The organism is Pseudomonas sp. (assembly GCF_035554175.1).
Lineage (GTDB): Bacteria > Pseudomonadota > Gammaproteobacteria > Pseudomonadales > Pseudomonadaceae > Aquipseudomonas.
The window spans coordinates 285,336-309,227 of the sequence record NZ_DATMIV010000019.1 but is presented as its reverse complement, the minus strand read 5'-3'; the positions used below and the strand labels follow the sequence as shown (position 1 = coordinate 309,227).

The following is a 23,892-nucleotide window of genomic DNA, read 5'->3' as shown; positions in this document are numbered from 1 at the left end:
GCGCAACGTCGAGGTACAAAAAACCGGCCCATGTGGCCGGTTTTTTTATGCGCAGGATTTATCCGACGGGGATCAGTCGTCGAAATCTTCCCAACCGCCCATCTGTTTCCAGCGATTGACGATGCCGCAGAACAGCTCAGCGGTCTTCTCGGTGTCGTAACGCGCCGAGTGCGCTTCACGGCCATCGAAATCGATGCCAGCGGCCTGACAGGCTTTCGCCAGCACGGTTTGCCCGTACGCCAGACCCGCCAGGGTCGCGGTGTCGAAGCTGGAGAACGGGTGGAACGGGTTGCGCTTCATGTCCAGGCGCGCGACCGCTGCGTTGAGGAAGCCCAGGTCGAAGCTGCTGTTGTGCCCGACCAGAATCGCCCGCTTGCAGCCGTTGGCCTTCAGCGCTTTGCGGATGCCACGGAAGATGTCGGTCAGTGCGGTTTCCTCGCTGACGGCCATGCGCAGCGGATGATCGAGCTTGATCCCGGTAAACTCCAGCGCCGCCGCTTCAACATTGGCGCCTTCGAACGGTTCGACGCGGAAAAAGTAGGTGTGATCCGGGTAGACGAAACCCTTTTCATCCATGGCGATGGTGGTCGCGGCAATCTCCAGCAAGGCATCGGTGGCCGCGTTGAAGCCACCGGTTTCTACGTCGACGACAACCGGCAGGTAGCCGCGAAAACGCGCTGCCATCGGATGGCGGGAACCGCCGCCACCACCTTGACCGTCCAGCTCATCGTCGAAATGGTCTTCACTCACGCGTGTTCCTCCAGCAGGCGCCAGCGCAGTTTTTCACCGGCGCGCAGCGGGATAACGGTCAGCTCGCCAAATGGCAGACTGGTGGGGGCGGTCCATTCTTCGCGAACCAGGGTGATGCGATCGGTGTTTGCCGGCAGGCCGTAGAAGCGCGGGCCGTTGAGGCTGGCGAACGCTTCGAGTTTGTCCAGCGCGTTACGCTGTTCGAACGCTTCGGCGTACATCTCGATGGCGGCGTAGGCGGTGTAGCAGCCGGCGCAGCCGCAGGCGGCTTCCTTGGCATGCTGGGCATGGGGCGCCGAGTCGGTACCGAGGAAAAACTTCGCGCTGCCGCTGGTGGCGGCGTCGAGCAAGGCTTCCTGGTGAGTATTGCGCTTGAGGATCGGCAGGCAGTAGAAGTGTGGCCGGATCCCGCCCACCAGCATGTGGTTGCGGTTGTACAGCAAGTGATGCGCAGTGATGGTCGCGCCGACGTTGGCCGCAGCCTCGTTGACGAATTGCACGGCGTCGCCGGTGGTGATGTGTTCGAACACCACTTTCAGCGTGGGGAAACGCTCGACCACGCGGCGCATGTGCTCATCGATGAAAATCTTTTCGCGGTCGAACACGTCGACATCGCCACGGGTGACTTCACCGTGGATCAACAGCGGCATGCCGACTTCGGCCATGGCTTCCAGCGCCGGGAAAATCTTGTCGATGCTGGTCACGCCGGAATCGGAGTTGGTGGTCGCGCCGGCCGGGTACAGCTTGGCGGCGTACACGAAACCGCTGGCCTTGGCCTGACGAATTTCTTCCGGTTGGGTGCGATCGGTCAGGTACAGCACCATCAACGGCTCGAACTGACTGCCGGCCGGGCGGGCAGCGAGAATGCGCTGACGATAGCCGTCGGCTTCGGCGGCGTTGCGCACCGGCGGTACCAGGTTTGGCATGATGATGGCGCGCCCGAAGGTGCGGGCCACATCGGCAACGGTATTGGTCAACACGGCACCATCGCGAAGATGAATGTGCCAGTCGTCGGGACGCAGCAGGGTCAGGCGGTCGGACATGAGGGAATTCCAGGCGGGTCAAACTGAGGCGAATGCTACCGGAAAAGACTCTTGCAGGCACTCGCTATCAAGTTTTGCCGCAGGTGTCCGATATCCCGAAGGTATGCCGTAAACATTGTGTGAATCGGTGTTTGTGTTTCACAAGCCAATGGAGCCTCCCGTGCGCCAGCGTTATTTAGCCCTGCTCAGTGTGTTTGCCAGCCTTCCCGCGATGGCGCTGACGTACCAGACCCGTCTGGAGAACATTGAGTGGACGGTCGCCGGCGACAAGTTCGAGTGCCGTCTGACCCAACCGATCACCGATTTCGGCTCGGGCGAGTTCGTGCGCAAGGCCGGTGAGCAGGCGATCTTTCGTCTTAATGCCTACAACGCCATGCTCGGGGGCGGGTCGGCAACCTTGCTCGCCGCCGCCGCGCCCTGGCAGCCGGGGCGGGGCGACATCAACCTGGGCAGCGTCAGGCTTGGCAGCGGCAACGTGCTGTTCAACAGCTCGCAATCGCAGGCCGGTGGCTTGATCAGTGGGCTGCTCGATGGTCGCAGCCCGGTAGTGCGTCGCGCGTCTGGCGATGGCCGCGTCTCGGAAGTGCGCCTGTTGCCGGTCAAGTTCAGCAAGGCCTTCAACGATTACCAGAGCTGTGTGGCGAAATTGCTGCCGCAGAATTTCGACCAGATCAAGCAGTCGCAGATCGGCTTCCCCGGCGAAGGTGTAGATCTGGACGCTGCCGCCAAAGCCAGGCTGCAAGTGATGCTCGAGTACATGAAGGCCGATCCGACGGTCAATCACATCGAACTTGACGGCCATTCCGACAACAGCGGCAATCGTCTGACCAACCGCGAGCTGTCGCGGCGGCGGGCGCTGGCGGTGGTTGATTTCTTCAAGGCCAACGGCATTCAGGAATCGCAGATCACCGTACGTTTCCATGGCGAGCAGTATCCGATCGTGCCGAACACCAATGCAGCCAACCGCGCGAAAAACCGCCGGGTCAATGTAAAACTGGCGCGCGTGGCGCCGACCACGGCCCCGGCTCCAGCACCGCAGGCGAGTACGCCGGCCACCGCTGCAGCGACTTCCTGAACCCATCGGTCATCGTCGCGCCCTCGACAGATTCTGTCGCTTTGTCGTCTTAAGCTGTCGCGCCTCTGTAAATTATCGCGTTTGAGCGGTAGACTCCCCGGCTTTCCGTAGAACCCCGTGGAGTGATGGCATGGCGGACGTAAACAAGGTCGTTCTGGCGTATTCCGGCGGCCTGGACACTTCGGTGATCCTCAAGTGGCTGCAGGATACTTATAACTGTGAAGTGGTGACCTTCACTGCTGATCTCGGTCAAGGCGAAGAGGTCGAGCCGGCCCGCGCCAAGGCTCAGGCCATGGGCGTCAAAGAAATCTACATCGACGATCTGCGCGAAGAGTTCGTGCGTGACTTCGTGTTCCCGATGTTCCGCGCCAACACCGTTTACGAAGGCGAATACCTGCTGGGTACTTCCATCGCACGTCCGCTGATCGCCAAGCGCCTGATCGAGATTGCCAACGAAACCGGCGCCGACGCCATTTCCCATGGTGCCACCGGCAAGGGCAACGACCAGGTGCGTTTCGAACTCGGCGCCTACGCGCTCAAGCCAGGCGTGAAAGTGATTGCGCCGTGGCGCGAATGGGATCTGCTGTCGCGCGAGAAGCTGATGGACTACGCCGAGAAGCACGCGATCCCGATCGAACGCCACGGCAAGAAAAAATCCCCGTACTCGATGGACGCCAACCTGCTGCACATCTCCTATGAAGGCGGCGTGCTGGAAGACACCTGGACCGAGCACGAAGAAGACATGTGGCGCTGGACCGTGTCCCCGGAGAAGGCTCCCGACACTCCGCAATACCTGGAACTGACCTACCGCAACGGCGACATCGTCGCGCTGGACGGCGTCGAAATGACCCCGGCCACCGTACTGGCAACGCTGAACAGGATTGGCGGCGAACACGGCATCGGTCGTCTGGATATCGTGGAAAACCGTTACGTCGGCATGAAGTCCCGTGGCTGCTACGAAACCCCGGGCGGTACCATCATGCTGCGCGCTCACCGTGCCATCGAGTCGATCACGCTGGATCGTGAAGTCGCTCACCTCAAAGACGAGCTGATGCCGAAATACGCCAGCCTCATCTACACCGGTTACTGGTGGAGCCCTGAGCGTTTGATGCTGCAACAGATGATCGACGCTTCGCAGGTCAACGTGAACGGTGTGGTGCGCCTGAAGCTGTATAAAGGCAACGTGATCGTGACCGGCCGCAAGTCCGATGATTCGCTGTTCGACGCCAACATCGCGACTTTCGAAGAGGACGGCGGCGCCTACAATCAGGCCGATGCTGCGGGCTTCATCAAGCTCAACGCGCTGCGCATGCGCATTGCTGCCAACAAGGGCCGCAAGTTGTTCTGAGTGATTCAGACCTGCGCGCACTAAAAAGGCGGCCTGTTCAGGGCCGCCTTTTTTTCTGGAATGTATATCTGGTTCATCAGGCTCGTCTCTCGGGTGCCCGCGTGCGGCACATGACTCATCTGTCAGCTTGTTCTTCCCAACAATGTCACTGTCTGGGAGCACAGGTTGTAAACGATACACAGCGTCGCGCCTGAGCCTTTCTTCGCTTGCCTGATCTGTTGCAGTGCGGTGTGCGCCAGCGAATCCGAGACATGATTGGACAGAAAGACCAACACTCGCGCGTTCTTTTTATCGGTTCTGCGCAGAGTATCGAGAATGGCATCAAATTCCCTCGTTGCGTCGACATCCCTGGCGTCAATGATGTTCAGTTCGCTGATCAAGGGTGACAACTTGATAGTCTGAACGACCGGGCTGGGTTGGCTGCCCGTATCGGGCGGTGGATCCTGCGCGTTGTGAATTGTGCATGAACGTTGAAATCTGCCTCCGCCGGATTTGCCTGTAACGATGCAACTGGTTATTTCAAAAGCGCAGTGTTCACCTGTTTCGCTTAGCGTTGTGTTTCGTTTGGTGTCGCGCTGCTGATTGTCCGTTGACTTTAGAAAGCTTTTATCTTTTACAAAGTCAGACGGCGAGTAGAGTGAGCGGTGGTTGAAGTTGAGGGTAATGAAAAACAGAAATAACAAGTAGAACGGGAAGCTGATCAGGAACCAGACGTAGATTTCCCGATCCTTATTGTCCAGAAACGGCAGTGTGACGGCAGCCGAGGTTTCCGAAAGAATCGCGAATATAGCGATGACTGTCATGGGGTTGGTTATCTTTCTTTTTATCTTCAGCATAAGTCTAAGTTCTATAAAGTTGTCTGGCAGGTTGTATTTCTATTTATAGCAAAAGTGCGCGTTTAAGTATGCGGCTGTTGTTTCAAGTTTTGAAAGCTGATTGAAACGTACGTCGCCTGTACACAGTCAGATTTTCGCGCCATGTTTCCAGTCATCCATTTGTGCAACGCTGGCGCAGAATCATGATCGTTCAGCGCGGGTTCGCTGCTGTTGATCACGGCGGACAAGTCCGTAAAACGCTGGCGTAGGGCGATGTTTCACTACCTCTGAAATTCTGACAATGGGCCGTGGAATATGTCGGGCAAGAGGCTGACGAAGCTGCTTTTGTGGGAATTATCTTCAATGTCTGTAGGGAATGTCTCTTGATGCAAGTGTGTGTAAAAGTTGGTATGCATCGGCGCAAGTGACTGGGATATCGTGCGTGTTCTAAAAATTCGAACAGCGAAAACTGGACTTGCCCATGAATAAAGTGCTGATCGTGGATGACCACCCTGTCATTCGACTTGCGGTACGTATGCTGATGGAACGGCATGGCTACGAAGTCATTGCAGAAACGGACAATGGTGTAGACGCGTTACAGATTGCTCGCGAACAACTGCCGGATCTTGTCATTCTGGATATTGGTATACCGAAACTCGATGGACTGGAAGTCATTGCGCGCCTGACCTCTACCGCCATGCCAGTTAAAGTTCTGGTGTTGACTTCCCAGGCTCCCGGGCATTTTTCAATGCGTTGCATGCAGTCGGGCGCAGCGGGTTATGTATGCAAGCAACAGGATCTGACCGAATTGCTGAGTGCAATCAAGGCAGTTCTATCCGGATACAGTTATTTCCCCAACCAGGCGCTGCACACCGTGCGAACCAGTCTGGGTAATGCGAGTGAAGCGGACATGGTTGATCGCCTGTCCGGGCGGGAGATGATGGTGTTGCAGCAGCTGGCGCGCGGCAAGACCAACAAGGAAATTGCCGACGGCATGTTTTTAAGCAACAAGACCGTAAGCACTTACAAGACACGCTTGTTGCTCAAGCTCAATGCGCGGTCGCTGGTTGATCTGATCGAGCTGGCGCAGCGCAATGGTCTTGTCTGAACGAATCGACAGCTGACCACGTCATGGGCCGATCAAGTTCAGTTGCCGCAAAAAGTGAAAAGCCTCCGGTTCGGGAGGCCTTCAACTATCACAGATCAAAATCGTAATCGGCCAATTGCCTTTGCAGTCGGCGCTCCTCAAGCAGGTTGTCGATTGTGCGACGCTTGCTGAGGTTGGTTTTGGCCACTTCAACCACCGGTTCTGCGTCATCGGCATCGGTAAGATCTTCTTCTACATCCAGTTGCTCTGTGTCGGTACTCATGAAGTCAACTCCCGGCTAAGACTGCCTTTGGCGCTCCTTATAGCGACAATAGTGCGGCGGGTAAAAAAGATTTTTTCAATCGATGCCCGACAAAACCTTCGGCCTGCTTAATCGTCGGAGGTTTTATGTTTGTATTCACACAAATCCTCTATGCGGCAGCTGCCACAGCGCGGTTTACGCGCCAAGCACACATAACGGCCGTGCAGAATCAGCCAGTGATGAGAATCGAGCAAGAATTCTTTCGGTACAAACTTCATCAGTTTCATTTCAACTTCCACCACATTTTTCCCCGGCGCGATGCCGGTGCGATTACTGACGCGGAAAATGTGCGTGTCGACCGCCATGGTCAACTGGCGAAACGCCGTATTGAGCACCACGTTGGCAGTCTTGCGTCCGACGCCGGGCAAGGCTTCCAGCTCTTCTCGGGTTTGCGGGACTTCGCCGCCATGGCGCTCAACCAACAGGCGGCAGGTTTCGATGACGTTCTTCGCTTTGCTGTTGTACAAACCGATGGTCTTGATGTACTCGGACAACCCTTCAACCCCCAGCGCATGAATCGCGGCGGGTGTATTGGCCACCGGAAACAGCTTGGCCGTGGCCTTATTGACGCCCACGTCGGTGGATTGCGCCGAAAGAATCACCGCAATCAGCAGCTCAAAGGGCGATGAGTAGGCCAGTTCAGTCTTCGGCTCGGGATTGTCTTCATGCAATCGACGGAAAATCTCAAGACGTTTTGCGGCATTCATGGGCGATGCGTTTCCTTGATAACAGGGTTGCGGCGAGTCCACGCCTGATGCGCGGCGAGGAGCAAACCCGACAAAACAAAGGCGCCGGGGACCAACGTCAGCAAATGCAGTCCCTGGGGAAATATAACCAGACCTTGCCAATCCGCCGACAGTCCTCGGCCAAGCGTGCCGTGGCCGAGCAGTTCACGCAGCCCGCCGATCAGCAGCATGAACGAGCCGAACCTGGCGCAGCGTTTGAAACATGCAACGACGGGCTCGCGGAAGAACCCATTGTATTCAAGCGCGACGCACTGCAAGGCGATGAGTCCCATATAAAGGCCAGACGTCTGTTGCCAAGACAAAAACCATCGTTGCGCCACGATGTCTGCACAACTGGTCAGTGTTGCGGCGAGCATCAGGCTCGCCAGCAATGCGCTTGTGCCCTCCAAACGATAGCGTAGCGGTGACATGCACGCGGCGAATACACCGAGCAGCACGCTGAGCATCAAGGTCATCGCCAACGCAGCGCTCAACGTTTCTGTAGCGCCCAGGAGTTGCACCAGCATCATTAAAGTCAGTGTGCGCTTCATGTGCCGGGCCCCAGCAGCAGCGCCCGGTGTTCATCGAAATAACGCAATGCGTCCTGAATCGCGTTGATGGCGGCCCGGGAGGTAATAGTTGCACCGGCCATTTGATCGAATTGCCCTTGGTCCTTTTTCAATGCCCATCCGGCATCTGGCGGATCGTTGCGCGATTTACCGCTGAAGGCCTGCAGCCATGTATTCGGCCATTCGCCAATATAACCGCCCAGCCCCGGTGTTTCGCGCTGCTCAAGAGTTTTCACGCTCAGAAGTTTACCGTTGGCGTCGATGGCGATCAGCAGGTCGATGGCACCGGTGTAACCATCGGTTCGACTGCGCAACAGCACCGCGACCGTTTGCCCGGAGCGAGTCGCCCGATAGCCGGCCGACAGCGTGCTATGGCGTAAAGCAGTGTCGACGAGCGCCAGAGGCTGTTCCAGTGGCTGATTGTCGTAGCGTTCTGCAGGGAGCACATCAAGCAGTTTGCGGCTGTCGAGCAAGCGCTGCGCAACGGCAATCTGCGGCGCACTGCTGCGCTGCGCCAGATAGGTCGCGCTGATGCCGGCGAGTGCCAGAAGCGCCACCGTCAGGGCATGCGCCGAGCGCTTCATGCGCTCACCGGCGCTTGTCGGGTGGCGGCGAAGCGTTCCAGCGCCGGCACCAGAAGATTCATCAGCAACACCGCAAACGCGACACCGTCAGGGTAGCCGCCCCACGTCCGAATCAGGTAAGTCAGCAGGCCGACGCCGACGCCGAACAACAGGCGGGCGAGGGCGCTTTTCGCCCCGGATACTGGTTCGGTGACGATAAAGAACGCCCCGAGCATGGTCGCGCCGCTGAGCAGATGAAACAGCGGCGAGCCATGGGAGTCGGAGCCCGAGCCGTTCCAGCACAACAGGCTGATGACGAACAGACTGGCGAGCATGCCCACCGGTGCGTGCCAGGAAAAGATCCGCCGTTGCAACAGGAACAGGCCGCCGAGCAGAAACGCCAGATTCACCCATTCCACACCGTGCCCGCCGAAACGGCCGAAGGCCCGATTGCTGGCGAACAGCTCATCGATGGTCAGGCTTTTATTGATGCGCAGACTGTCCAGCGCCGTCGCCTGTACCCAGGCATCCGGCGCTTGGGGCGGATTGAATACCTGTTGCAGCGCTGAGAGGAAATCCACGCCATGGCCCGGCCACTGCGTCATCGATTGCGGGAACAGCACCAGGCTCAGGGCAAAGCCGAGCATGGCCGGGTTGAACGGATTTTGGCCGACGCCACCGTACAGGTGTTTGCCAAACAACAAGCCGGAAGCGGTGGCGGTGACTGTCAGCCACCAAGGGCAATAAGCCGGCAGCGCGGCGGCCAGCAACATCGCACTGACCAGCGCGCTGCCATCGCGCAGTGCCGGTTGCACGGCTTGCCGACGCAGGCTGGCGACGGCGCCCTCAACGAGCAGCGCGCTGCCAGCCGCCAGTAGCAGATTGATCAACACGCCCCAGCCGTACAGCCAGAACAAAGCCAACAGCCCCGGCAGGGCGGCGAACAGGACAGTATTCATCGCCTGTTGCAGGCGACCGTCCGCTGCCTCAAGGGGTGGCATGGTCTTGCACCCGGCGCTCGGCGTCAGTCACGGCTTGTTCCAGTGCTGCGATCTGCTCCGGGGCCGCCTCGGCGGTCTGGGCTTTTTTCAGTTCGGCACGGCGCATGGCCAACTGAATCTTCGCCCGCTTCAGGTCGGCGTCGTTGGTCGGGGCCGGGGCGACGGGAATCGCCGGTTGACTGTTTTCCAGCATGGCCAGCGCTTGCTCGGCGGCTTCGAATTGTTGCTGCAGGACGATCAGTTGCGACTGCTGCTCGAACGTCGGCGGATGGCCGAAGGCTTTCAGCGATTTGTGCAGCTGCGCGCGACTCATCGCCACATCGACCTTGGCCTTTTTCAGCGCCGCATCGGCACTCGCGGCTTTTTGCGCACGCACCCGCTCCAGCGCAGCCTGCACCGGGTCGGCGGTCGATACTTGCGGTTGTGCCGCACGCGCGGCTCGCGCTTCACGTTCAGCCTGCTTTTGCTGTTCTTCACGCAGCAAGCGCTGGTTGCGTCGCTCGAAACGCTGGCGCGCATGGTCACGCTTTTCAGCCCGGGCGCGCTGTTCTTCGAGATCGAATGCGAGACCGCCAACCACTGGGATCGTGTTCGCAGGCAAAGGATGCATTTCGATGCAGTCGACCGGGCACGGCGCAACGCACAGATCACAACCGGTGCATTCGTCGATCAGCACCGTGTGCATGAGTTTTGCCGCGCCGACGATGGCGTCGACCGGGCAGGCCTGAATGCACTTGGTGCAGCCGATGCATTCGGCCTCGCGGATGAAGGCGATTTGCGGCGGTGCCGGGCCACGGCTGATGTCCAGTTCCAGGACCGGTATTTTCAACAGCTCGGCCAGGGCGGCGATGGTCTCCTCGCCGCCCGGCGGGCACTTGTTGATCGGCTCGCCATCAACAATGCCTTGCGCATACGGTTTGCATCCGGGATGGCCGCACTTGCCGCATTGGGTCTGCGGCAGCAGGGCATCGATGCGTTGAATCAGACTCATGTTTTGATCAATCCACTGAATCCGAGAAAAATCACTGCGACCAGTCCGGCGCTGATCAGATCGATCGGCAGGCCGCGAAAGGGCAGGGGAATATCGTTGTCGACCGTGCGCTCGCGCAGGTCGCAGAACACACTCAATACCAGCCAGAAACCCAGTCCTGCACCCAAACTCAAAGCTGTCGCGTGCAGCAGGCCATGATCGTTTTGCGCATTGATCAAGGCCAGCCCGAGCACGCCGGCATTGCCGAGCAGCAGCGGCCACAATCCAGCGAACGGCCAATCCGGCAGCCCGCGCGCCAGCAGTTTCAGCAGCGGCGCGATCAACAACACACTCAACGGCAGAAACACGAACAGGCGCAGCGCTTCAAGCTGCAACGGCAGCAGTATCCACTGCCAGATCGCCTGACCGATAACGCCGACCACCACCATCAGGCACAACGTCGCCAACCCCAGCGCATGGACCTGGCGTCGGCTGCCCGCCAACAGCGGAGCGACGCCCAGCGGCCAGTGCAACACGAAGTTGTTGAGCAGCGCAGCACTGATCAGCGTTAACACGAGTTCGGTCATGGTTCTGCCAGCGAAACGGGCGGGTGTCTCTTAAGGGTAGGCACTATCGGGCCAGATATGAAAAATCCCACCGGCATGCAGAGCACGTCGGTGGGATCGTTTTACGGCAACCTCTTACTTGATGCGCTGACCCGGCTTGGCGCCGCTGTCCGGGCTCAGCAGGTAAATCTCTTCGCCACCAGGGCCCGCCGCCATCACCATGCCTTCGGAAATACCGAACTTCATTTTCCGTGGCTTGAGGTTGGCGATCATCATGGTCAGGCGACCGTCGAGCTTGGACGGGTCCGGATACGCGCTCTTGATCCCGGAGAACACGTTGCGTTGCTCGTCACCGATGTCGAGGGTCAGGCGCAGCAACTTGTCCGCGCCTTCGACGTGTTCGGCCTTGACGATCAAAGCAACGCGCAAATCGATGGCGGCAAAGGCGTCGAAATCGATTTCCGGCGACAGCGGATCCTTGGCCAGCTCGCCGTTGCCCGCAGGCTTGGCTTCGCCGGTGTCGGTCTGGCTGGCGGTCAAGTCTTCCTTGGAGGCGTCGGTCATGGCTTGCACTTTTACCGGGTCGATGCGGGTCATCAACGGTTTGAATTCGTTGAGCTGGTGGTTGGCCAGCAGCGTGGTGTGGTCGTTCCAGGTCAGCGGCGCGACATTGAGGAACGCCTCGGCATCGGTGGCCAGTAGTGGCAACACCGGTTTGAGGAAGATCACCAGCTGGCGGAACAGGTTGATGCCAGTGGCGCAGATCGCCTGGACTTCATCCTGCTTGCCTTCCTGCTTGTTCAGCGACCACGGCGCCTTGTCGGCGATCCACGCGTTGGCGCGGTCGGCCAGGGCCATGGTTTCACGCATGGCACGGGCGAAATCGCGGGCCTCGTAGGCGTCGGCGATGCTCGGCGCGGCGGCGAGGAACGCCTCGGTCAGCTCCGGTGCGGCATTGGTGTCGACCAGCAGGCCGCCGTTGCCCTTGTGGATAAACCCGGCGCAACGGCTGGCGATGTTGACCACTTTGCCGACCAGGTCGGAGTTGACCTTCTGCACGAAGTCTTCGAGGTTCAGATCGAGGTCATCGACGCCACGGCCCAGTTTGGCCGCGTAGTAGTAACGCAGGTATTCCGGCGACAGGTGATCCAGGTAGGTACGGGCCTTGATGAAGGTGCCGCGCGACTTCGACATCTTCTGGCCGTTGACCGTCAGGTAGCCGTGCACGTTGATGCCGGTCGGCTTGCGGAAGCCGGCGCCTTCGAGCATCGCTGGCCAGAACAGTGCGTGGAAATTGACGATGTCCTTGCCGATGAAGTGATACAGCTCGGCGGTGGAGTCCTTGCCCCAGAACGCGTCGAAGTCCAGTTCTGGCGTGCGGTCGCAAAGGTTCTTGAAGCTGGCCATGTAGCCGATCGGCGCATCCAGCCACACATAGAAATACTTGCCCGGCTCGCCCGGAATCTCGAAGCCGAAGTACGGCGCGTCGCGGGAGATGTCCCACTGCTGCAGGCCGGCGTCCAGCCATTCGGAAAGCTTGTTCGCCACGGCGTCCTGCAGGGTCCCGCTGCGGGTCCAGGCCTGGAGCATTTCCTGGAAGTCCGGCAGCTTGAAGAAGAAGTGCTGGGAATCCTTGAGCACCGGGGTAGCGCCGGATATTGCCGACTTCGGATCCTTCAGGTCGGTCGGCGCGTAGGTCGCACCGCATTTTTCGCAGTTGTCGCCGTACTGGTCTTCGGTGCCGCACTTGGGGCACGTGCCCTTGATGAAGCGGTCGGCCAGGAACATCTTCTTTTCCGGGTCGAAATACTGAGTGATCGAGCGCTGGGCGATGTGCCCGGCGTCGCGCAGCTTGAGGTAGATCTGGCTCGACAGCTCACGGTTTTCTTCGGCGTGAGTGGAGTGGAAGTTGTCGAAGTCGACGAGGAAATCGGCAAAGTCGGCGCTGTGTTCAGCCTGCACGTTGGCGATCAGTTGTTCCGGAGTGATGCCTTCCTTTTCTGCGCGCAGCATGATCGCCGAACCGTGGGCGTCGTCGGCGCAGACATAAATGCATTGATTGCCGCGATGCTTCTGGAAGCGCACCCACATATCGGTCTGGATGTATTCCAGCATGTGGCCAAGGTGGATCGAACCGTTGGCGTAGGGCAGGGCGCTGGTGACGAGAATCTTGCGTGGCTCGGACATGGGGCTTCGCTACTTGATGAAACGGAGGTCGGCCACTATAAAGTGCTGGCGCATATTTTTCACCCTGTGCGCCTGTTTCATGAAGAGGCGGACACAATCACTGTGGCGAGGGAGCTTGCTCCCGCTGGGTGGCGAAGCCGCCCCATCTTCATTGTCAGTTATCCTTTATTGCGACTGCTGCGCAGCCGAGCGGGAGCAAGCTCCCTCGCCACAAAGGCGCGGTGCAATATAAATCTCCTCACCGCAAACGAATCAGCGCGGTAGGATACCCGTCATCTTTTCCAGTCTTGTTATCGGAGTTGCCCATGAGCGCCGTCACTCGCGCAGCGGTGGAAGCCGTCCTCAGCCAATACACCGACCCTTACCTGAACCAGGACCCGGTCAGCGCCGGTTGCGTGAAGAACATCGAGATCATCGGTGACCGCGTCAATGTGCAGCTGGAGATCGGCTACGCCGCCGGCCTGTTCAAGAGCGGCTGGGCGCAACTGCTGCAACTGGCCATCGAAAACCTCGATGGCGTAGTGATCGCTCGGGTCGAGGTCACCAGCGTGATCGCCGCGCACAAGGCGCAAACGCAGATTCCGGGGCTGGCCAACGTCAAGAACGTCGTCGCGGTCGCTTCCGGCAAGGGCGGCGTGGGCAAATCCACTACCGCCGCCAACCTCGCGCTGGCGCTGGCCCGCGAAGGCGCGAAGGTCGGCATTCTCGACGCCGATATCTATGGTCCCAGCCAAGGCATCATGTTCGGTATTGCCGAGCGTACCCGCCCCGAAGTCAAAGACCAGAAGTGGTTCGTGCCGCTCAAGGCTCATGGCGTGGAAGTCATGTCGATGGCGTTTCTGACCGACGACAACACACCGATGGTCTGGCGCGGGCCGATGGTGTCCGGTGCGTTGCTGCAACTGGTTACGCAAACCGCATGGGGCGATCTGGATTATCTGGTCATCGACATGCCGCCGGGCACTGGCGACATCCAGTTGACCCTGGCGCAGAAAGTCCCGGTGGCCGGCGCAGTGATCGTCACCACACCGCAGGATCTGGCGCTGCTCGATGCACGCAAAGGCGTGGAAATGTTCCGCAAGGTCAACATTCCGGTGCTGGGTGTGGTGGAGAACATGGCTGTGCACATCTGCTCGAATTGCGGGCATGCCGAGCATCTGTTCGGTGAAGGCGGCGGTGAGAAACTGGCGACCCAGTACGGCGTCGAACTGCTGGCCTCGCTGCCGCTGTCGATGCTGATCCGCGAACAGGCTGACGGTGGCAAACCCACTGTGATTGCCGAGCCGGACAGTCAGATTGCCATGGTCTATCAGGAACTGGCCCGCCACGTCGGCGCGCGGATCGTATTGCAGGAAGCAGCCAAGCCGGCGATGCCGAATATCACCATCAGCGACGATTGATCGGCGCCGTCTGTAAAAAGATCGCAGCCTCGCTTCGCTCGACAGCTCCTACATATTCCCCGTAGGAGCTGTCGAGCGAAGCGAGGCTGCGATCTTTTGATTTTGCTTTAGATACGCAACCCGCCATCCATCTCCAGAATCCGCCCGGTGTAGTAGTCGTTCTCGAAGATATACGCTGCCGAATGGGCGATCTCTTCCGGCTTGCCCATGCGCTTGAGAGGGATCCCGGAGGTCATCTTCTCCAACGCTTCCGGTTTCATGCCCAGGGTCATTTCGGTTTCGATGAAACCCGGCGCAATGCCCGCTACGCGAATGCCGTAACGCGCCAGTTCCTTCGCCCAGGTCACGGTCGCGGCTGCGACGCCAGCCTTGGCTGCGGAATAGTTGGTCTGGCCGACGTTGCCCGCGCGGGAAATCGACGAAATATTGATGATCGCGCCGCTGGTCTTCAGCTCGACCATTTTCGCTGCCACTTCACGGGTGCAGAGAAATACGCCGGTCAGGTTGACGTCGATCACCGCCTGCCACTGGGCCAGGCTCATTTTGGTCATCTCGCCATCCTTGACCTTCAACAGCAAGCCATCGCGCAGGATCCCGGCGTTGTTGATCAGACCGTGGATCGCACCGAAATCTTCGGCCACTTGCGCGACCATGTGCTCGACCTGTTCCTCATTGGCGACGTTGCACAGGTAGCTGCGCGCTTCGACACCCTGGGCTTTGCAGGCGGCCACGGCAGCGTCGAGTTTTTCCTGATTCAGATCGACCAGCGCCAGCTTCGCGCCCTTGCCGGCGAAATACTCGGCCATGGAACGGCCCAAACCCTGGCAACCGCCGGTGATAATGATTACTTTGTCGTTGAGTTGCATTCGCATGTCCCGCTGGCAGGTCAGAATTGTTTTTGTCGTCGGCAACGCTCGATCGGCACCGTCCCGGGCCAGTTGGCAAACGTACGTTGGCCGATGGCGCGAAGGTTGCCTTTGATCGCGCATCTGTCCGTTTTCTAGACGGAATCCATTTAAGGAGTCATAAATTGAGCGCTGAAGTGGCGAAGAATGCCCGAGAATTGCTTCTCAAGGAATACCGTGGAGTGCTCTCGACTCACTCCCGGTCGATGCCGGGTTTTCCCTTCGGCTCCGTTGTGCCGTATTGCCTCGACGCACAGGGCCGGCCGCTGATCCTGATCAGCCGCATCGCTCAGCACACGCACAATCTGCAAAAAGATCCGAAGTGCTCAATGCTGGTGGGCGAGCGCGAGGCCGATGATGTGCAAGCGGTCGGCCGCCTGACCTATCTGGCGCAAGCGCAAAAGCTCGAAGACCCTGGCGCCATCGAGGCGGCTGCCGAACGCTATTACCGCTATTTCCCTGACTCGCAGAATTATCACAAGGCCCACGATTTCGATTTCTGGGTGCTCGACCCCGTGCGGCATCGCTATATCGGCGGTTTCGGTGCGATCCACTGGGTAGACGATCTGACTCTCGCCAACCCGTTCGCCGGCAAGGCTGAAATCAGCATGGTCGAGCACATGAACAGCGACCATGCCAAAGCCATCGCCCATTACGTCGAACTCGCTGGCCTGCCGAAAAATGTCCCAGCGCAACTGGCCGGAATTGACAGTGAAGGCATGCACCTGCGCATCGGTCAGGCGCTCTATTGGTTGCCCTTTGCAACGCCATGTAATACGCCGACACAAGTGCGCGAGGCCTTGGTTTCTCTGGCTCACGCCCAGTCTTGGGCGAAAAATCCGTAAAGTTAAGCTTGAATTCACGCAAGGGCGACGTCATCTAAGGCTTACTGCAAGGCATTTCTTGCGTTGAGGAAACTTTGATGCGCCCTTTTCTGTTGCTCTTTCTGCTGTTTCCAGTGCTGGAGCTGTTCGTATTCGTCAAAGTGGCAGGCTCTATCGGGTTTTTCCCGGCCCTGCTGCTGATCATTCTCGGCTCGATGTTCGGTGTGTTCGTGCTGCGCATCGCCGGTCTGGCTACCGCACTGCGTGCCCGGGAAAGCCTGAACCGCGGCGAGCTGCCCGCGCAGACCATGCTCGAAGGGCTGATGCTGGCACTGGCCGGTGGCCTGTTGATCATCCCGGGCTTCATCAGTGACGTGGTCGGTCTGGTCATGCTGTTACCGGTCACCCGGCGTCTGCTGGCGAACAAGATGCGCCAGCGTGCCGAAGACCAGGCCATGCGCCAGCGCGCCTTCGCCGACGACCTGCAATCCCGTGGCGGTCCTGCACCGCGCGAGCCGCTGGGTCGAGAGCCGAATGTGATCGAAGGCGAGTTCGAACACCGCGACAACAAATGACACCACCATCGACACGGCACCTTCGGGTGCCGTGCTCGTTTATGGCGGTTATTTGCCGCGCCGCGATGAAAAAATTTTTTCCGTCAGCCCTTGTAATCGGCTTGTACGCCCCTATGTATCGGTCACCGAAAGGTTTCCGGTATTCAAACCGGACAGACTTGCGCGGTTCGCTCGACGGACCGCATCCGGCGCAGGCCGGATTCGTTAAACCCGCCGGGACTACACCGGCCGATGAAAACCACAATTAGGAGAGATCGACAATGAAGCTTCGTCCTCTGCATGACCGCGTCGTCATCCGTCGCAGCGAAGAAGAAAAGAAAACCGCTGGCGGTATCGTCCTGCCAGGTTCGGCTGCTGAAAAAGCCAACCACGGTGAAGTTCTCGCTGTAGGCCCGGGCAAAGCACTGGAAAGCGGTGAAGTGCGTGCACTGTCCGTGAAAGTGGGCGACAAGGTTGTGTTCGGTCCTTACTCCGGCAGCAACACTGTGAAAGTCGATGGCGAAGACCTGCTGGTAATGAACGAGAACGAAATTCTCGCGGTTATCGAAGGCTGATACTCCCGTTCATTTTCCCGTTACTACAAAGTATTTAAGGAATATCGATCATGGCTGCTAAAGAAGTTAAGTTCGGCGATGCCGCCCGCTCCAAGATGCTCAAAGGCGTCAACGTTCTGGCTGACGCGGTAAAAGCGACCCTGGGCCCGAAAGGCCGTAACGTGATCCTCGAGAAGAGCTTCGGCGCTCCGACCATCACCAAGGACGGCGTTTCCGTCGCCAAAGAGATCGAACTCGAAGATCGCTTCGAAAACATGGGCGCGCAGCTGGTCAAAGACGTTGCCTCCCGTGCCAACGATGACGCCGGTGACGGTACTACCACCGCTACCGTTCTGGCTCAGTCGATCGTCAACGAAGGCCTGAAAGCCGTCGCTGCCGGCATGAACCCGATGGACCTCAAGCGCGGCATCGACAAGGCGACCATCGCCATTGTCAAAGAACTCAAAGCCCTGTCCAAGCCATGCGCTGACTTCAAGGCCATCGCTCAGGTCGGCACTATCTCGGCCAACTCCGACAACTCCATCGGCGACATCATTGCCGAAGCCATGGAAAAAGTCGGTAAAGAAGGCGTGATCACTGTTGAAGAAGGCTCGGGCCTGGAAAACGAACTGTCGGTTGTAGAAGGCATGCAGTTCGACCGTGGCTACCTGTCGCCGTACTTCGTCAACAAGCCGGACACCATGGTGGCCGAGCTCGACGGCCCGCTGATCCTGCTGGTCGACAAGAAAATCTCGAACATCCGCGAAATGCTGCCAGTGCTGGAAGCCGTTGCCAAAGCCGGCCGTCCACTGCTGATCGTGGCCGAAGACGTTGAAGGCGAAGCCCTGGCGACTCTGGTTGTGAACAACATGCGTGGCATCGTCAAAGTCGCTGCCGTCAAGGCACCGGGCTTCGGCGACCGTCGCAAGGCCATGCTGCAGGACATCGCTGTTCTGACCGGTGGTACCGTGATCTCCGAAGAGATCGGTCTGAGCCTGGAAAGCACCACCCTGGAGCACCTGGGTAACGCCAAGCGCGTGACCCTGTCCAAGGAGAACACCATCATCGTTGACGGTGCTGGCGTGCAGGCAGACATCGAAGGCCGTATCGCTCAGATCCGCGCCCAGGTTGCCGAAACTTCCTCGGACTACGACCGTGAAAAACTGCAAGAGCGTCTGGCCAAGCTGTCCGGCGGCGTTGCAGTGATCAAGGTTGGCGCTGGTTCCGAAGTTGAAATGAAAGAGAAGAAAGCCCGCGTTGAAGACGCCCTGCACGCAACCCGCGCAGCCGTTGAAGAAGGCGTGGTACCTGGCGGTGGCGTGGCACTGATCCGTGCTCTGGAAGCACTGACCGAGCTGACCGGCGACAACGCTGACCAGAACGTTGGTATCGCTGTGCTGCGTCGCGCTGTTGAAGCGCCGCTGCGTCAGATCGCTGCCAACTCCGGTGACGAGCCAAGCGTAGTCGTCAACGAAGTGAAAAACGGCAAAGGTAACTTCGGTTACAACGCTGCTTCCGGCGAATACGGCGACATGATCGAAATGGGCATCCTGGACCCAACCAAGGTAACCCGTTCGGCTCTGCAGGCTGCAGCGTCCATCGGCGGTCTGATCCTGACCACCGAAGCAGCTGTTGCCGACGCACCGAAGAAAGAAGGTGCAGCTGGCGGCGGTATGCCAGACATGGGCGGCATGGGTGGCATGGGCGGCATGATGTAAGCCAGCCTTACCCTGTAACGCAAAACCCCGCCTGCGCGAGCAGGCGGGGTTTTTTATTGACTGGATTTCATGATTACGCCGATCCCCTGTAGGAGTGAGCCTGCTCGCGATAGCGGTTTTCATCCGACATATAAGTCAGTTGACCCGGCAATTCGCGAGCAGGCTCGCTCCCACAGGTTGTTTATTTCAAGCGTTGATTGGCTGTGGATTCACAGCCGTCAAAATCTTGCCTGCCGGGCGATACAACACCCAGTAATAAGCCCCCAGGCAAATCAGCCAGCAGAAAATCGCCGTCCACACGTTGTGCGAAAAGAAGTGCGCGCCCTGCATCATGCGGCTGATGGAGAACACCGAGCCCAGCGCGAAGGCAAAGACGAACGCCTGTCGCGCCAGGCGCGGCCGGCGGTCGCGCAGCACGAAGAACAGCGCAAACAAGGTAAATCCCGTCGCCGCGTGGCCGCCTGGCCAGCAACGTCCCGGCTTGTCAGTGGCGGGGCGATGCTCCATCAGTTTGCTGTAGGTTTCGTGGCCACCGAATTGCTCCAGGCTCCATGGGCACTGCACGGCGGTGACGGCTTTGACCGGGGTAACAAACGAAGTGGCCAGGCCCAGCGACAGTACCAGACAACCCAGTTCGCGCTTGAATGGCTTCAGCCGTTCGAGCAAAAACGCGCCGATAAAACCCAGAATGGCAAACACCGAGAAGGCGATCACCACCTGTTTCGCCCGGTCGTGCAGGATGTCTTCAAGAAAGTAGCTGTGCCGCCCGATGAAATCACCCGCGACCGGGTCATAGAACCTACGCGCCAGATCCATGTCCAGATCGGTCAGTTCCAGCAGCAAAAGAATGATCGCCGCCGCTGCGGGAATGCCCAGACACAACCACCAGTTCAGCGGTCTCGAAGCGGGAAGGGCAGAGGTCGACACCATGGGCAGATTCCTTGGTCGATAAAGAAAGAGGGAGAGCGCAACGGCGGGGAGTCTGCGCGCGCGGGCGTCGGCGATTTGTTAACCGAAAGTGAAAAAAACGTCGCGCAGCGCACCGCGCAGGTTTAGCGAAAACGCCCCTAGCCCTGAGCCACACTTGGCCGTAAGCTGCGCGGGCCAAGACGGCCGTTACCCCGTTCGGAGGAGGTGCCCATGCGAATTCTGCTGGTCGAAGACAACCGCGACATCCTGGCCAATCTGGCCGATTACCTGGGCCTCAAAGGCTACACCGTCGATTGCGCCCAGGATGGTCTGTCGGGTCTGCATCTGGCGGCTACCGAGCATTACGACTTGATCGTGCTCGACATCATGCTGCCCGGGATTGACGGCTACACCTTGTGCAAACGCCTGCGCGAAGATGCCCGGCGCGACACGCCGGTGATCATGCTCACGGCGCGCGATCAACTGGATGATCGTCTGCAGGGTTTCAAGTCCGGCGCCGACGATTACCTGATCAAGCCGTTCGCCCTGTCCGAACTGGCGGCCCGTGTCGAAGCGGTCATGCGCCGTGCTCAGGGCGGTGGCCGCCGGGCATTGCAGGTGGGTGACCTGAGCTACGACCTCGACACGCTGGAAGTGACCCGCGAAGGCAAACTGCTCAAGCTCAACCCGGTCGGCCTCAAGCTGCTCGCCGTATTGATGCAGAAGAGCCCGCACGTTCTGCGTCGGGAAATTCTCGAAGAGGCGCTGTGGGGCGACGACTGCCCGGACAGCGACAGCCTGCGCAGCCATGTCCACCAGTTGCGTCAAGTGATCGACAAACCGTTCGCCAAGCCACTGCTGCACACCGTGCACGGTGTCGGTTATCGCTTGGCCGAGGGGCGTGATGGAGTTTAAGCAGAGTCTTTCCCAGCGGATCATCATCGCCTTTGCGCTGATGAGTGCGCTGGTGGCCGGCGCCTTCGCCATGGGCATCGTCGCGACAGTGCACCTGGTGGAAGAGAAACTGATTTCGGCGGGGTTGGGCGGCGATCTGCAGCGCTTGCTGTTGATGGACAACGTTTCGGACTGGAGCCACCGTCCCGAACCGGATCAGCTGTTCTATTTCAGTGGCGGGCCGGGCGACTTCGAACTGCCCAAGGATTTGCGTCACCTCGATGCAGGTTTTCATGAGGTGTTTCGCGAACAGCTGTCCTATCACGCCATGGTTGAAGTGGTGGATGGTCGGCGCTATGTGCTGCTGCAGGATCAAAGCGATTTCGAAGAACGTGAGCGCGTGCTGTTTGCCGTGGTGCTGGTGGGCTTCGTGCTCAGTCTGGCGCTGGCGGTTTTTCTCGGCTGGGTACTGGCACGCAAGGTGATGGCGCCGGTGGTGCGTCTGGCGCGCCAGGTCCGTCATCGCGACCAGTTGCTCGGGCTGGCGCCGCCGCTGGCACCGGATTATGCGGCGGATGAAGTCGGTGAACTGGCGGTGGCATTCGATGCCACGCTGGGCCGCTTGCGCCAGGCACTGACCCGCGAGCGCCTTTTTACCAGCGACGTCAGCCACGAGTTGCGCACGCCGCTGATGGTTCTGGCCAGTTCCTGCGAACTGCTGCTGGAAAACCCCGGAATCGACCAGCGCGGGCGCGCCCAGGTCGAGCGCATTGCCCGCGCCAGCGAGGAGATGCGCGAGCTGGTACAGACCTTCCTGATGCTGGCGCGCGCACAAAACGAAGAGGCCGGGGCGGCGCCTCAGCAGGATCTTACGCAAGTGGCGCAAAGCCTGTTGTGTCTGTGGCGCGAGCCAATCGAGCGCAAGGGGCTGGCGCTGATGTTCGAGCCGGGCAACCCGGCGGATACCCGCTACAACGCGACCTTGCTGAATGCAGTGATGGGCAACTTGCTGCGCAACGCGCTGCATTACACCGAGCAAGGTTTCATTCGCCTGACGCTTACCGCCAACGGTTTTGTTGTCGAGGATTCGGGGGTGGGCATTCCCGAGGAAAAGCGTGAAGCGATGTTCGAGCCGTTTGTGCGCGGCAGCGAGAAACGCGGGGAGGGTCTTGGCCTCGGCTTGTCACTGGTACAACGCATCTGTGAAAACCAGGGCTGGACAGTCAGCCTGAGCACGATGAACCCCAATGGCTGCCGATTCGAGGTAGATCTTGGCGTTAATGGACGCAAATAGTGGCTCGAGGCTACTCCCGCCTACCTGTCTAAATCCTGTATAACGTTGTAATACTTTACAGATTTACCTGACAGAATTTTCACAACTGGATGACCTGACGCTGACACGCCGCTGCTTAAGGTGGCGTTATCAGAACGCAGGAGTCCAGATGATGGCCGACCCGATCAAGCTCGATTTTTCCGAAAAGTACGACGAACAACACGCACAGCGATACCTGCGCAAGCACAAGGAAAGCGTAGGCCGTCGCTTGTCGCATTGGCGCGATGAGCAATTGGCACGCAAGGCCCTGGCGCTGGCGGGCGATCCCGGTCTGGTGCTGGATCTGCCCTGCGGCGCCGGACGCTTCTGGCCGATGCTCGCGCAAAAGCCCAACCGGGTAATCATCGGCGCGGACAATTCCGAGTCGATGATCAACACCGCGCTGCAGGGGCAACCGGCCGATGTAGTAAAGCGTGTACAACCGTTGCACACCTCGGCATTCGATATCGCTCTGCCGGACAACGCGGTCGACAGCATTTTTTGCATGCGCCTGCTGCATCACATCGGTGAAGCCGAACACCGTCGGGTGATCTTGCGTGAGTTTGAGCGGGTGACCCGCGACAGTGTGATCGTTTCATTATGGGTCGACGGCAATTTCAAGGCCTGGAAGCGCAAGCGCGCCGAACTGGACCGGCCCGATCGTGATTACCAGAATCGCTTTCTGATTCCGGCAGCGACGATCGAAAAAGAATTTGAACAGGCGGGTTTCCGCATTCAGGAACAACTGGACTTTATACCGCTCTATGCGATGTGGCGGGTTTACGTATTACGCAAGAGGTAGAGGATGGCAGTGCAAGCAGCGGTTGAAGCGGATGTCGCTCCACAGGATCGTTTCGATTATTACTGGGCCCAGCGCGGCGAGTGGGTTGAAGAACCCAATGTGCGCCGCGGTGGCGAAAGTGGTGTACAGCGCATCGTCGGCCGTGACGGCCAGTTGCTGTACGCCAAGCGTCAGACCGGACACATCTATCGCAGCTGGTTGCACCCGTTCGGTCGCCCGACCGTATTGCGCGAACTCGATGCGCTGACCGGCGTGAGCAAACTCGGCGTGCGCGTGCCGCAAATCGTCTTTTGCGGCGCTCAGCCTGATCCACAGCACAAATGGCGCGCTCTGTTGGTAACCAAATCGCTCGACGGCTTCCAGGAGCTGGAACACTGGCTCGCCGCTGCCGGTGGTCGCGATCAATGCGGTGACGTGGTTTACGAGCGCGTCCTCAAGGATCTGGCCGAGAACCTGGCACGCATGCACAAGGGCCGCTGGCAGCACAGCTGCATCTACATCAAGCATGTTTTCGTGCGGGTAACCGGTGAAGGCGAAGCGGCGCAGGTTGAAGTGGCGCTGATCGATCTGGAGAAATGCCGCCAGCGCCTGACCGCCTACCGCGCAGCACAGCATGACATGAAGCAGTTGCGACGCCATTCGTCGTTCCGCGATGCCGACTGGAAAAAACTCGTCTACTTTTATGAGACGGCGTTTGGCAGCGCTATCAAAGGTTTATAGCGATGAAACTCGAAATTGCACGAGGTTTGTTCCTGGTCGGAGCCTTGGCAGTTGCGTCACTGGCGGTGGCTGCCTGGGAGCAGCCGCGCATGCAGGTCATAGGGGCGTGCGAAACGGACGCTCACTGCACGATCCCACGGGTGGCCAAAACCTCCGTGGCGACTCAGCCCGATCATGATTTATTGCTGTTCATGTTTGGACTGTCCCAAGGGATGAGGCCTGCCAGTTGAAACGATTGAAGCCCACATGAAAGGCCTCGCAAACGCGAGGCCTTTTTTT

At 59.2% G+C, this 23,892-nt stretch carries 26 protein-coding genes; 13 read left to right on the top strand and 13 right to left on the bottom strand.

The genetic code is table 11. The annotated features are described in order from the left end of the window. Nucleotides 1-72 precede the first annotated feature (72 nt). Both rnt and pyrC read right to left on the bottom strand, forming a co-directional pair. On the bottom strand, nt 73-750 hold the full coding sequence (rnt, locus tag VNV36_RS09675) for a ribonuclease T (protein ID WP_325717569.1): 678 nt from the start codon (nt 748-750) through the stop codon (nt 73-75). Next, the gene (gene pyrC / locus VNV36_RS09670) at nt 747-1,793 is read right to left on the bottom strand and encodes a dihydroorotase (RefSeq protein ID WP_325717568.1); all 1,047 of its coding nucleotides are present in this window, start codon (nt 1,791-1,793) and stop codon (nt 747-749) included. The genes rnt and pyrC overlap by 4 nt, the downstream gene beginning before the upstream one ends. 160 nt (nt 1,794-1,953) lie before the next feature. Here pyrC and VNV36_RS09665 point away from each other — a divergent pair, with 160 nt between their 5' ends. Beyond that, entirely contained in the window at nt 1,954-2,868 is a 915-nt protein-coding gene (locus VNV36_RS09665) for a flagellar protein MotY (protein WP_325717567.1), read from the top strand. Nucleotides 2,869-2,998: 130 nt separating this feature from the next. Next, a complete protein-coding gene (locus VNV36_RS09660) occupies nt 2,999-4,216 on the top strand; it encodes an argininosuccinate synthase (RefSeq protein WP_011335737.1) in 1,218 nt (405 codons plus the stop codon). 122 nt (nt 4,217-4,338) lie between these two features. On the opposite strand, the gene VNV36_RS09655 is transcribed toward VNV36_RS09660, so the two are convergent. Beyond that, nucleotides 4,339-5,052: a hypothetical protein gene (locus tag VNV36_RS09655; protein ID WP_325717566.1), complete on the bottom strand. Its 714-nt coding sequence runs from the start codon at nt 5,050-5,052 to the stop codon at nt 4,339-4,341. Nucleotides 5,053-5,512: 460 nt separating this feature from the next. Here VNV36_RS09655 and VNV36_RS09650 point away from each other — a divergent pair, with 460 nt between their 5' ends. Continuing rightward, the gene (locus VNV36_RS09650; protein ID WP_130912025.1) at nt 5,513-6,139 is read left to right on the top strand and encodes a response regulator transcription factor; all 627 of its coding nucleotides are present in this window, start codon (nt 5,513-5,515) and stop codon (nt 6,137-6,139) included. A gap of 88 nt (nt 6,140-6,227) precedes the next feature. Here the strand turns inward: VNV36_RS09650 and VNV36_RS09645 are convergent, their stop codons facing one another. The 8 genes from VNV36_RS09645 to metG all read right to left on the bottom strand — a co-directional run bounded on the left by VNV36_RS09645 (nt 6,228) and on the right by metG (nt 13,021). Further along, a complete protein-coding gene (locus tag VNV36_RS09645; RefSeq protein ID WP_325717565.1) occupies nt 6,228-6,401 on the bottom strand; it encodes a PA3496 family putative envelope integrity protein in 174 nt (57 codons plus the stop codon). A gap of 107 nt (nt 6,402-6,508) precedes the next feature. Then, complete coding sequence (nth, locus tag VNV36_RS09640; protein WP_016773410.1) at nt 6,509-7,147, bottom strand: endonuclease III; 639 nt, start codon at nt 7,145-7,147, stop codon at nt 6,509-6,511. After that, nucleotides 7,144-7,716 (bottom strand): Rnf-Nqr domain containing protein, encoded by a 573-nt coding sequence (locus tag VNV36_RS09635; RefSeq protein ID WP_325717564.1) that lies wholly within the window; start codon nt 7,714-7,716, stop codon nt 7,144-7,146. The genes nth and VNV36_RS09635 overlap by 4 nt, the downstream gene beginning before the upstream one ends. Next, nucleotides 7,713-8,318 (bottom strand): RnfABCDGE type electron transport complex subunit G, encoded by a 606-nt coding sequence (locus VNV36_RS09630; RefSeq protein ID WP_325717563.1) that lies wholly within the window; start codon nt 8,316-8,318, stop codon nt 7,713-7,715. The genes VNV36_RS09635 and VNV36_RS09630 overlap by 4 nt, the downstream gene beginning before the upstream one ends. Beyond that, nucleotides 8,315-9,298 carry an RnfABCDGE type electron transport complex subunit D gene (locus VNV36_RS09625; RefSeq protein ID WP_325717562.1) on the bottom strand — a complete coding sequence of 328 codons (984 nt, stop codon included), beginning with the start codon at nt 9,296-9,298 and terminating at the stop codon, nt 8,315-8,317. The genes VNV36_RS09630 and VNV36_RS09625 overlap by 4 nt, the downstream gene beginning before the upstream one ends. Then, nucleotides 9,285-10,289: an electron transport complex subunit RsxB gene (rsxB, locus tag VNV36_RS09620; protein WP_325717561.1), complete on the bottom strand. Its 1,005-nt coding sequence runs from the start codon at nt 10,287-10,289 to the stop codon at nt 9,285-9,287. Before rsxB ends, VNV36_RS09625 begins: the two co-directional genes overlap by 14 nt. Then, nucleotides 10,286-10,855, bottom strand: coding sequence for an Rnf-Nqr domain containing protein (locus VNV36_RS09615; RefSeq protein WP_325717560.1), 570 nt, complete (start codon nt 10,853-10,855; stop codon nt 10,286-10,288). Before VNV36_RS09615 ends, rsxB begins: the two co-directional genes overlap by 4 nt. Before the next feature lie 114 nt (nt 10,856-10,969). Further along, on the bottom strand, nt 10,970-13,021 hold the full coding sequence (gene metG / locus VNV36_RS09610) for a methionine--tRNA ligase (protein ID WP_325717559.1): 2,052 nt from the start codon (nt 13,019-13,021) through the stop codon (nt 10,970-10,972). A 305-nt stretch (nt 13,022-13,326) separates the two neighbouring features. Here metG and apbC point away from each other — a divergent pair, with 305 nt between their 5' ends. Continuing rightward, nucleotides 13,327-14,421: an iron-sulfur cluster carrier protein ApbC gene (gene apbC, locus VNV36_RS09605; RefSeq protein WP_325717558.1), complete on the top strand. Its 1,095-nt coding sequence runs from the start codon at nt 13,327-13,329 to the stop codon at nt 14,419-14,421. Nucleotides 14,422-14,528: 107 nt separating this feature from the next. On the opposite strand, the gene VNV36_RS09600 is transcribed toward apbC, so the two are convergent. Then, nucleotides 14,529-15,287: an SDR family oxidoreductase gene (locus VNV36_RS09600; protein WP_325717557.1), complete on the bottom strand. Its 759-nt coding sequence runs from the start codon at nt 15,285-15,287 to the stop codon at nt 14,529-14,531. A 164-nt stretch (nt 15,288-15,451) separates the two neighbouring features. Between VNV36_RS09600 and VNV36_RS09595 the strand changes: the two genes are divergently transcribed. The 4 genes from VNV36_RS09595 to groL all read left to right on the top strand — a co-directional run bounded on the left by VNV36_RS09595 (nt 15,452) and on the right by groL (nt 18,976). Continuing rightward, nucleotides 15,452-16,171: a HugZ family pyridoxamine 5'-phosphate oxidase gene (locus VNV36_RS09595; RefSeq protein WP_325717556.1), complete on the top strand. Its 720-nt coding sequence runs from the start codon at nt 15,452-15,454 to the stop codon at nt 16,169-16,171. A 77-nt stretch (nt 16,172-16,248) separates the two neighbouring features. Further along, entirely contained in the window at nt 16,249-16,725 is a 477-nt protein-coding gene (locus VNV36_RS09590) for an FxsA family protein (protein ID WP_325717555.1), read from the top strand. Between the two features lie 260 nt (nt 16,726-16,985). Then, a complete protein-coding gene (locus VNV36_RS09585) occupies nt 16,986-17,279 on the top strand; it encodes a co-chaperone GroES (protein WP_325717554.1) in 294 nt (97 codons plus the stop codon). A gap of 50 nt (nt 17,280-17,329) precedes the next feature. Beyond that, the gene (gene groL, locus VNV36_RS09580) at nt 17,330-18,976 is read left to right on the top strand and encodes a chaperonin GroEL (RefSeq protein WP_064365078.1); all 1,647 of its coding nucleotides are present in this window, start codon (nt 17,330-17,332) and stop codon (nt 18,974-18,976) included. A 186-nt stretch (nt 18,977-19,162) separates the two neighbouring features. On the opposite strand, the gene VNV36_RS09575 is transcribed toward groL, so the two are convergent. Then, nucleotides 19,163-19,906: a phosphatase PAP2 family protein gene (locus VNV36_RS09575; RefSeq protein WP_325717553.1), complete on the bottom strand. Its 744-nt coding sequence runs from the start codon at nt 19,904-19,906 to the stop codon at nt 19,163-19,165. Between the two features lie 210 nt (nt 19,907-20,116). On the opposite strand from VNV36_RS09575, the gene colR reads away from it, so the two are divergent. From colR to VNV36_RS09550, 5 genes are all read left to right on the top strand, one after another. Further along, nucleotides 20,117-20,800, top strand: a complete 684-nt coding sequence (gene colR / locus VNV36_RS09570; protein WP_041479855.1) for a two-component system response regulator ColR — start codon at nt 20,117-20,119, stop codon at nt 20,798-20,800. Further along, the gene (locus VNV36_RS09565; RefSeq protein WP_325717552.1) at nt 20,790-22,073 is read left to right on the top strand and encodes a sensor histidine kinase; all 1,284 of its coding nucleotides are present in this window, start codon (nt 20,790-20,792) and stop codon (nt 22,071-22,073) included. The genes colR and VNV36_RS09565 overlap by 11 nt, the downstream gene beginning before the upstream one ends. A 151-nt stretch (nt 22,074-22,224) precedes the next feature. Then, the gene (locus tag VNV36_RS09560; RefSeq protein WP_325717551.1) at nt 22,225-22,893 is read left to right on the top strand and encodes a class I SAM-dependent methyltransferase; all 669 of its coding nucleotides are present in this window, start codon (nt 22,225-22,227) and stop codon (nt 22,891-22,893) included. Nucleotides 22,894-22,896: 3 nt separating this feature from the next. Continuing rightward, nucleotides 22,897-23,613 (top strand): lipopolysaccharide kinase InaA family protein, encoded by a 717-nt coding sequence (locus tag VNV36_RS09555; RefSeq protein WP_325717550.1) that lies wholly within the window; start codon nt 22,897-22,899, stop codon nt 23,611-23,613. Nucleotides 23,614-23,615: 2 nt separating this feature from the next. Further along, complete coding sequence (locus VNV36_RS09550) at nt 23,616-23,843, top strand: hypothetical protein (RefSeq protein WP_325717549.1); 228 nt, start codon at nt 23,616-23,618, stop codon at nt 23,841-23,843. Nucleotides 23,844-23,892: the final 49 nt, after the last annotated feature.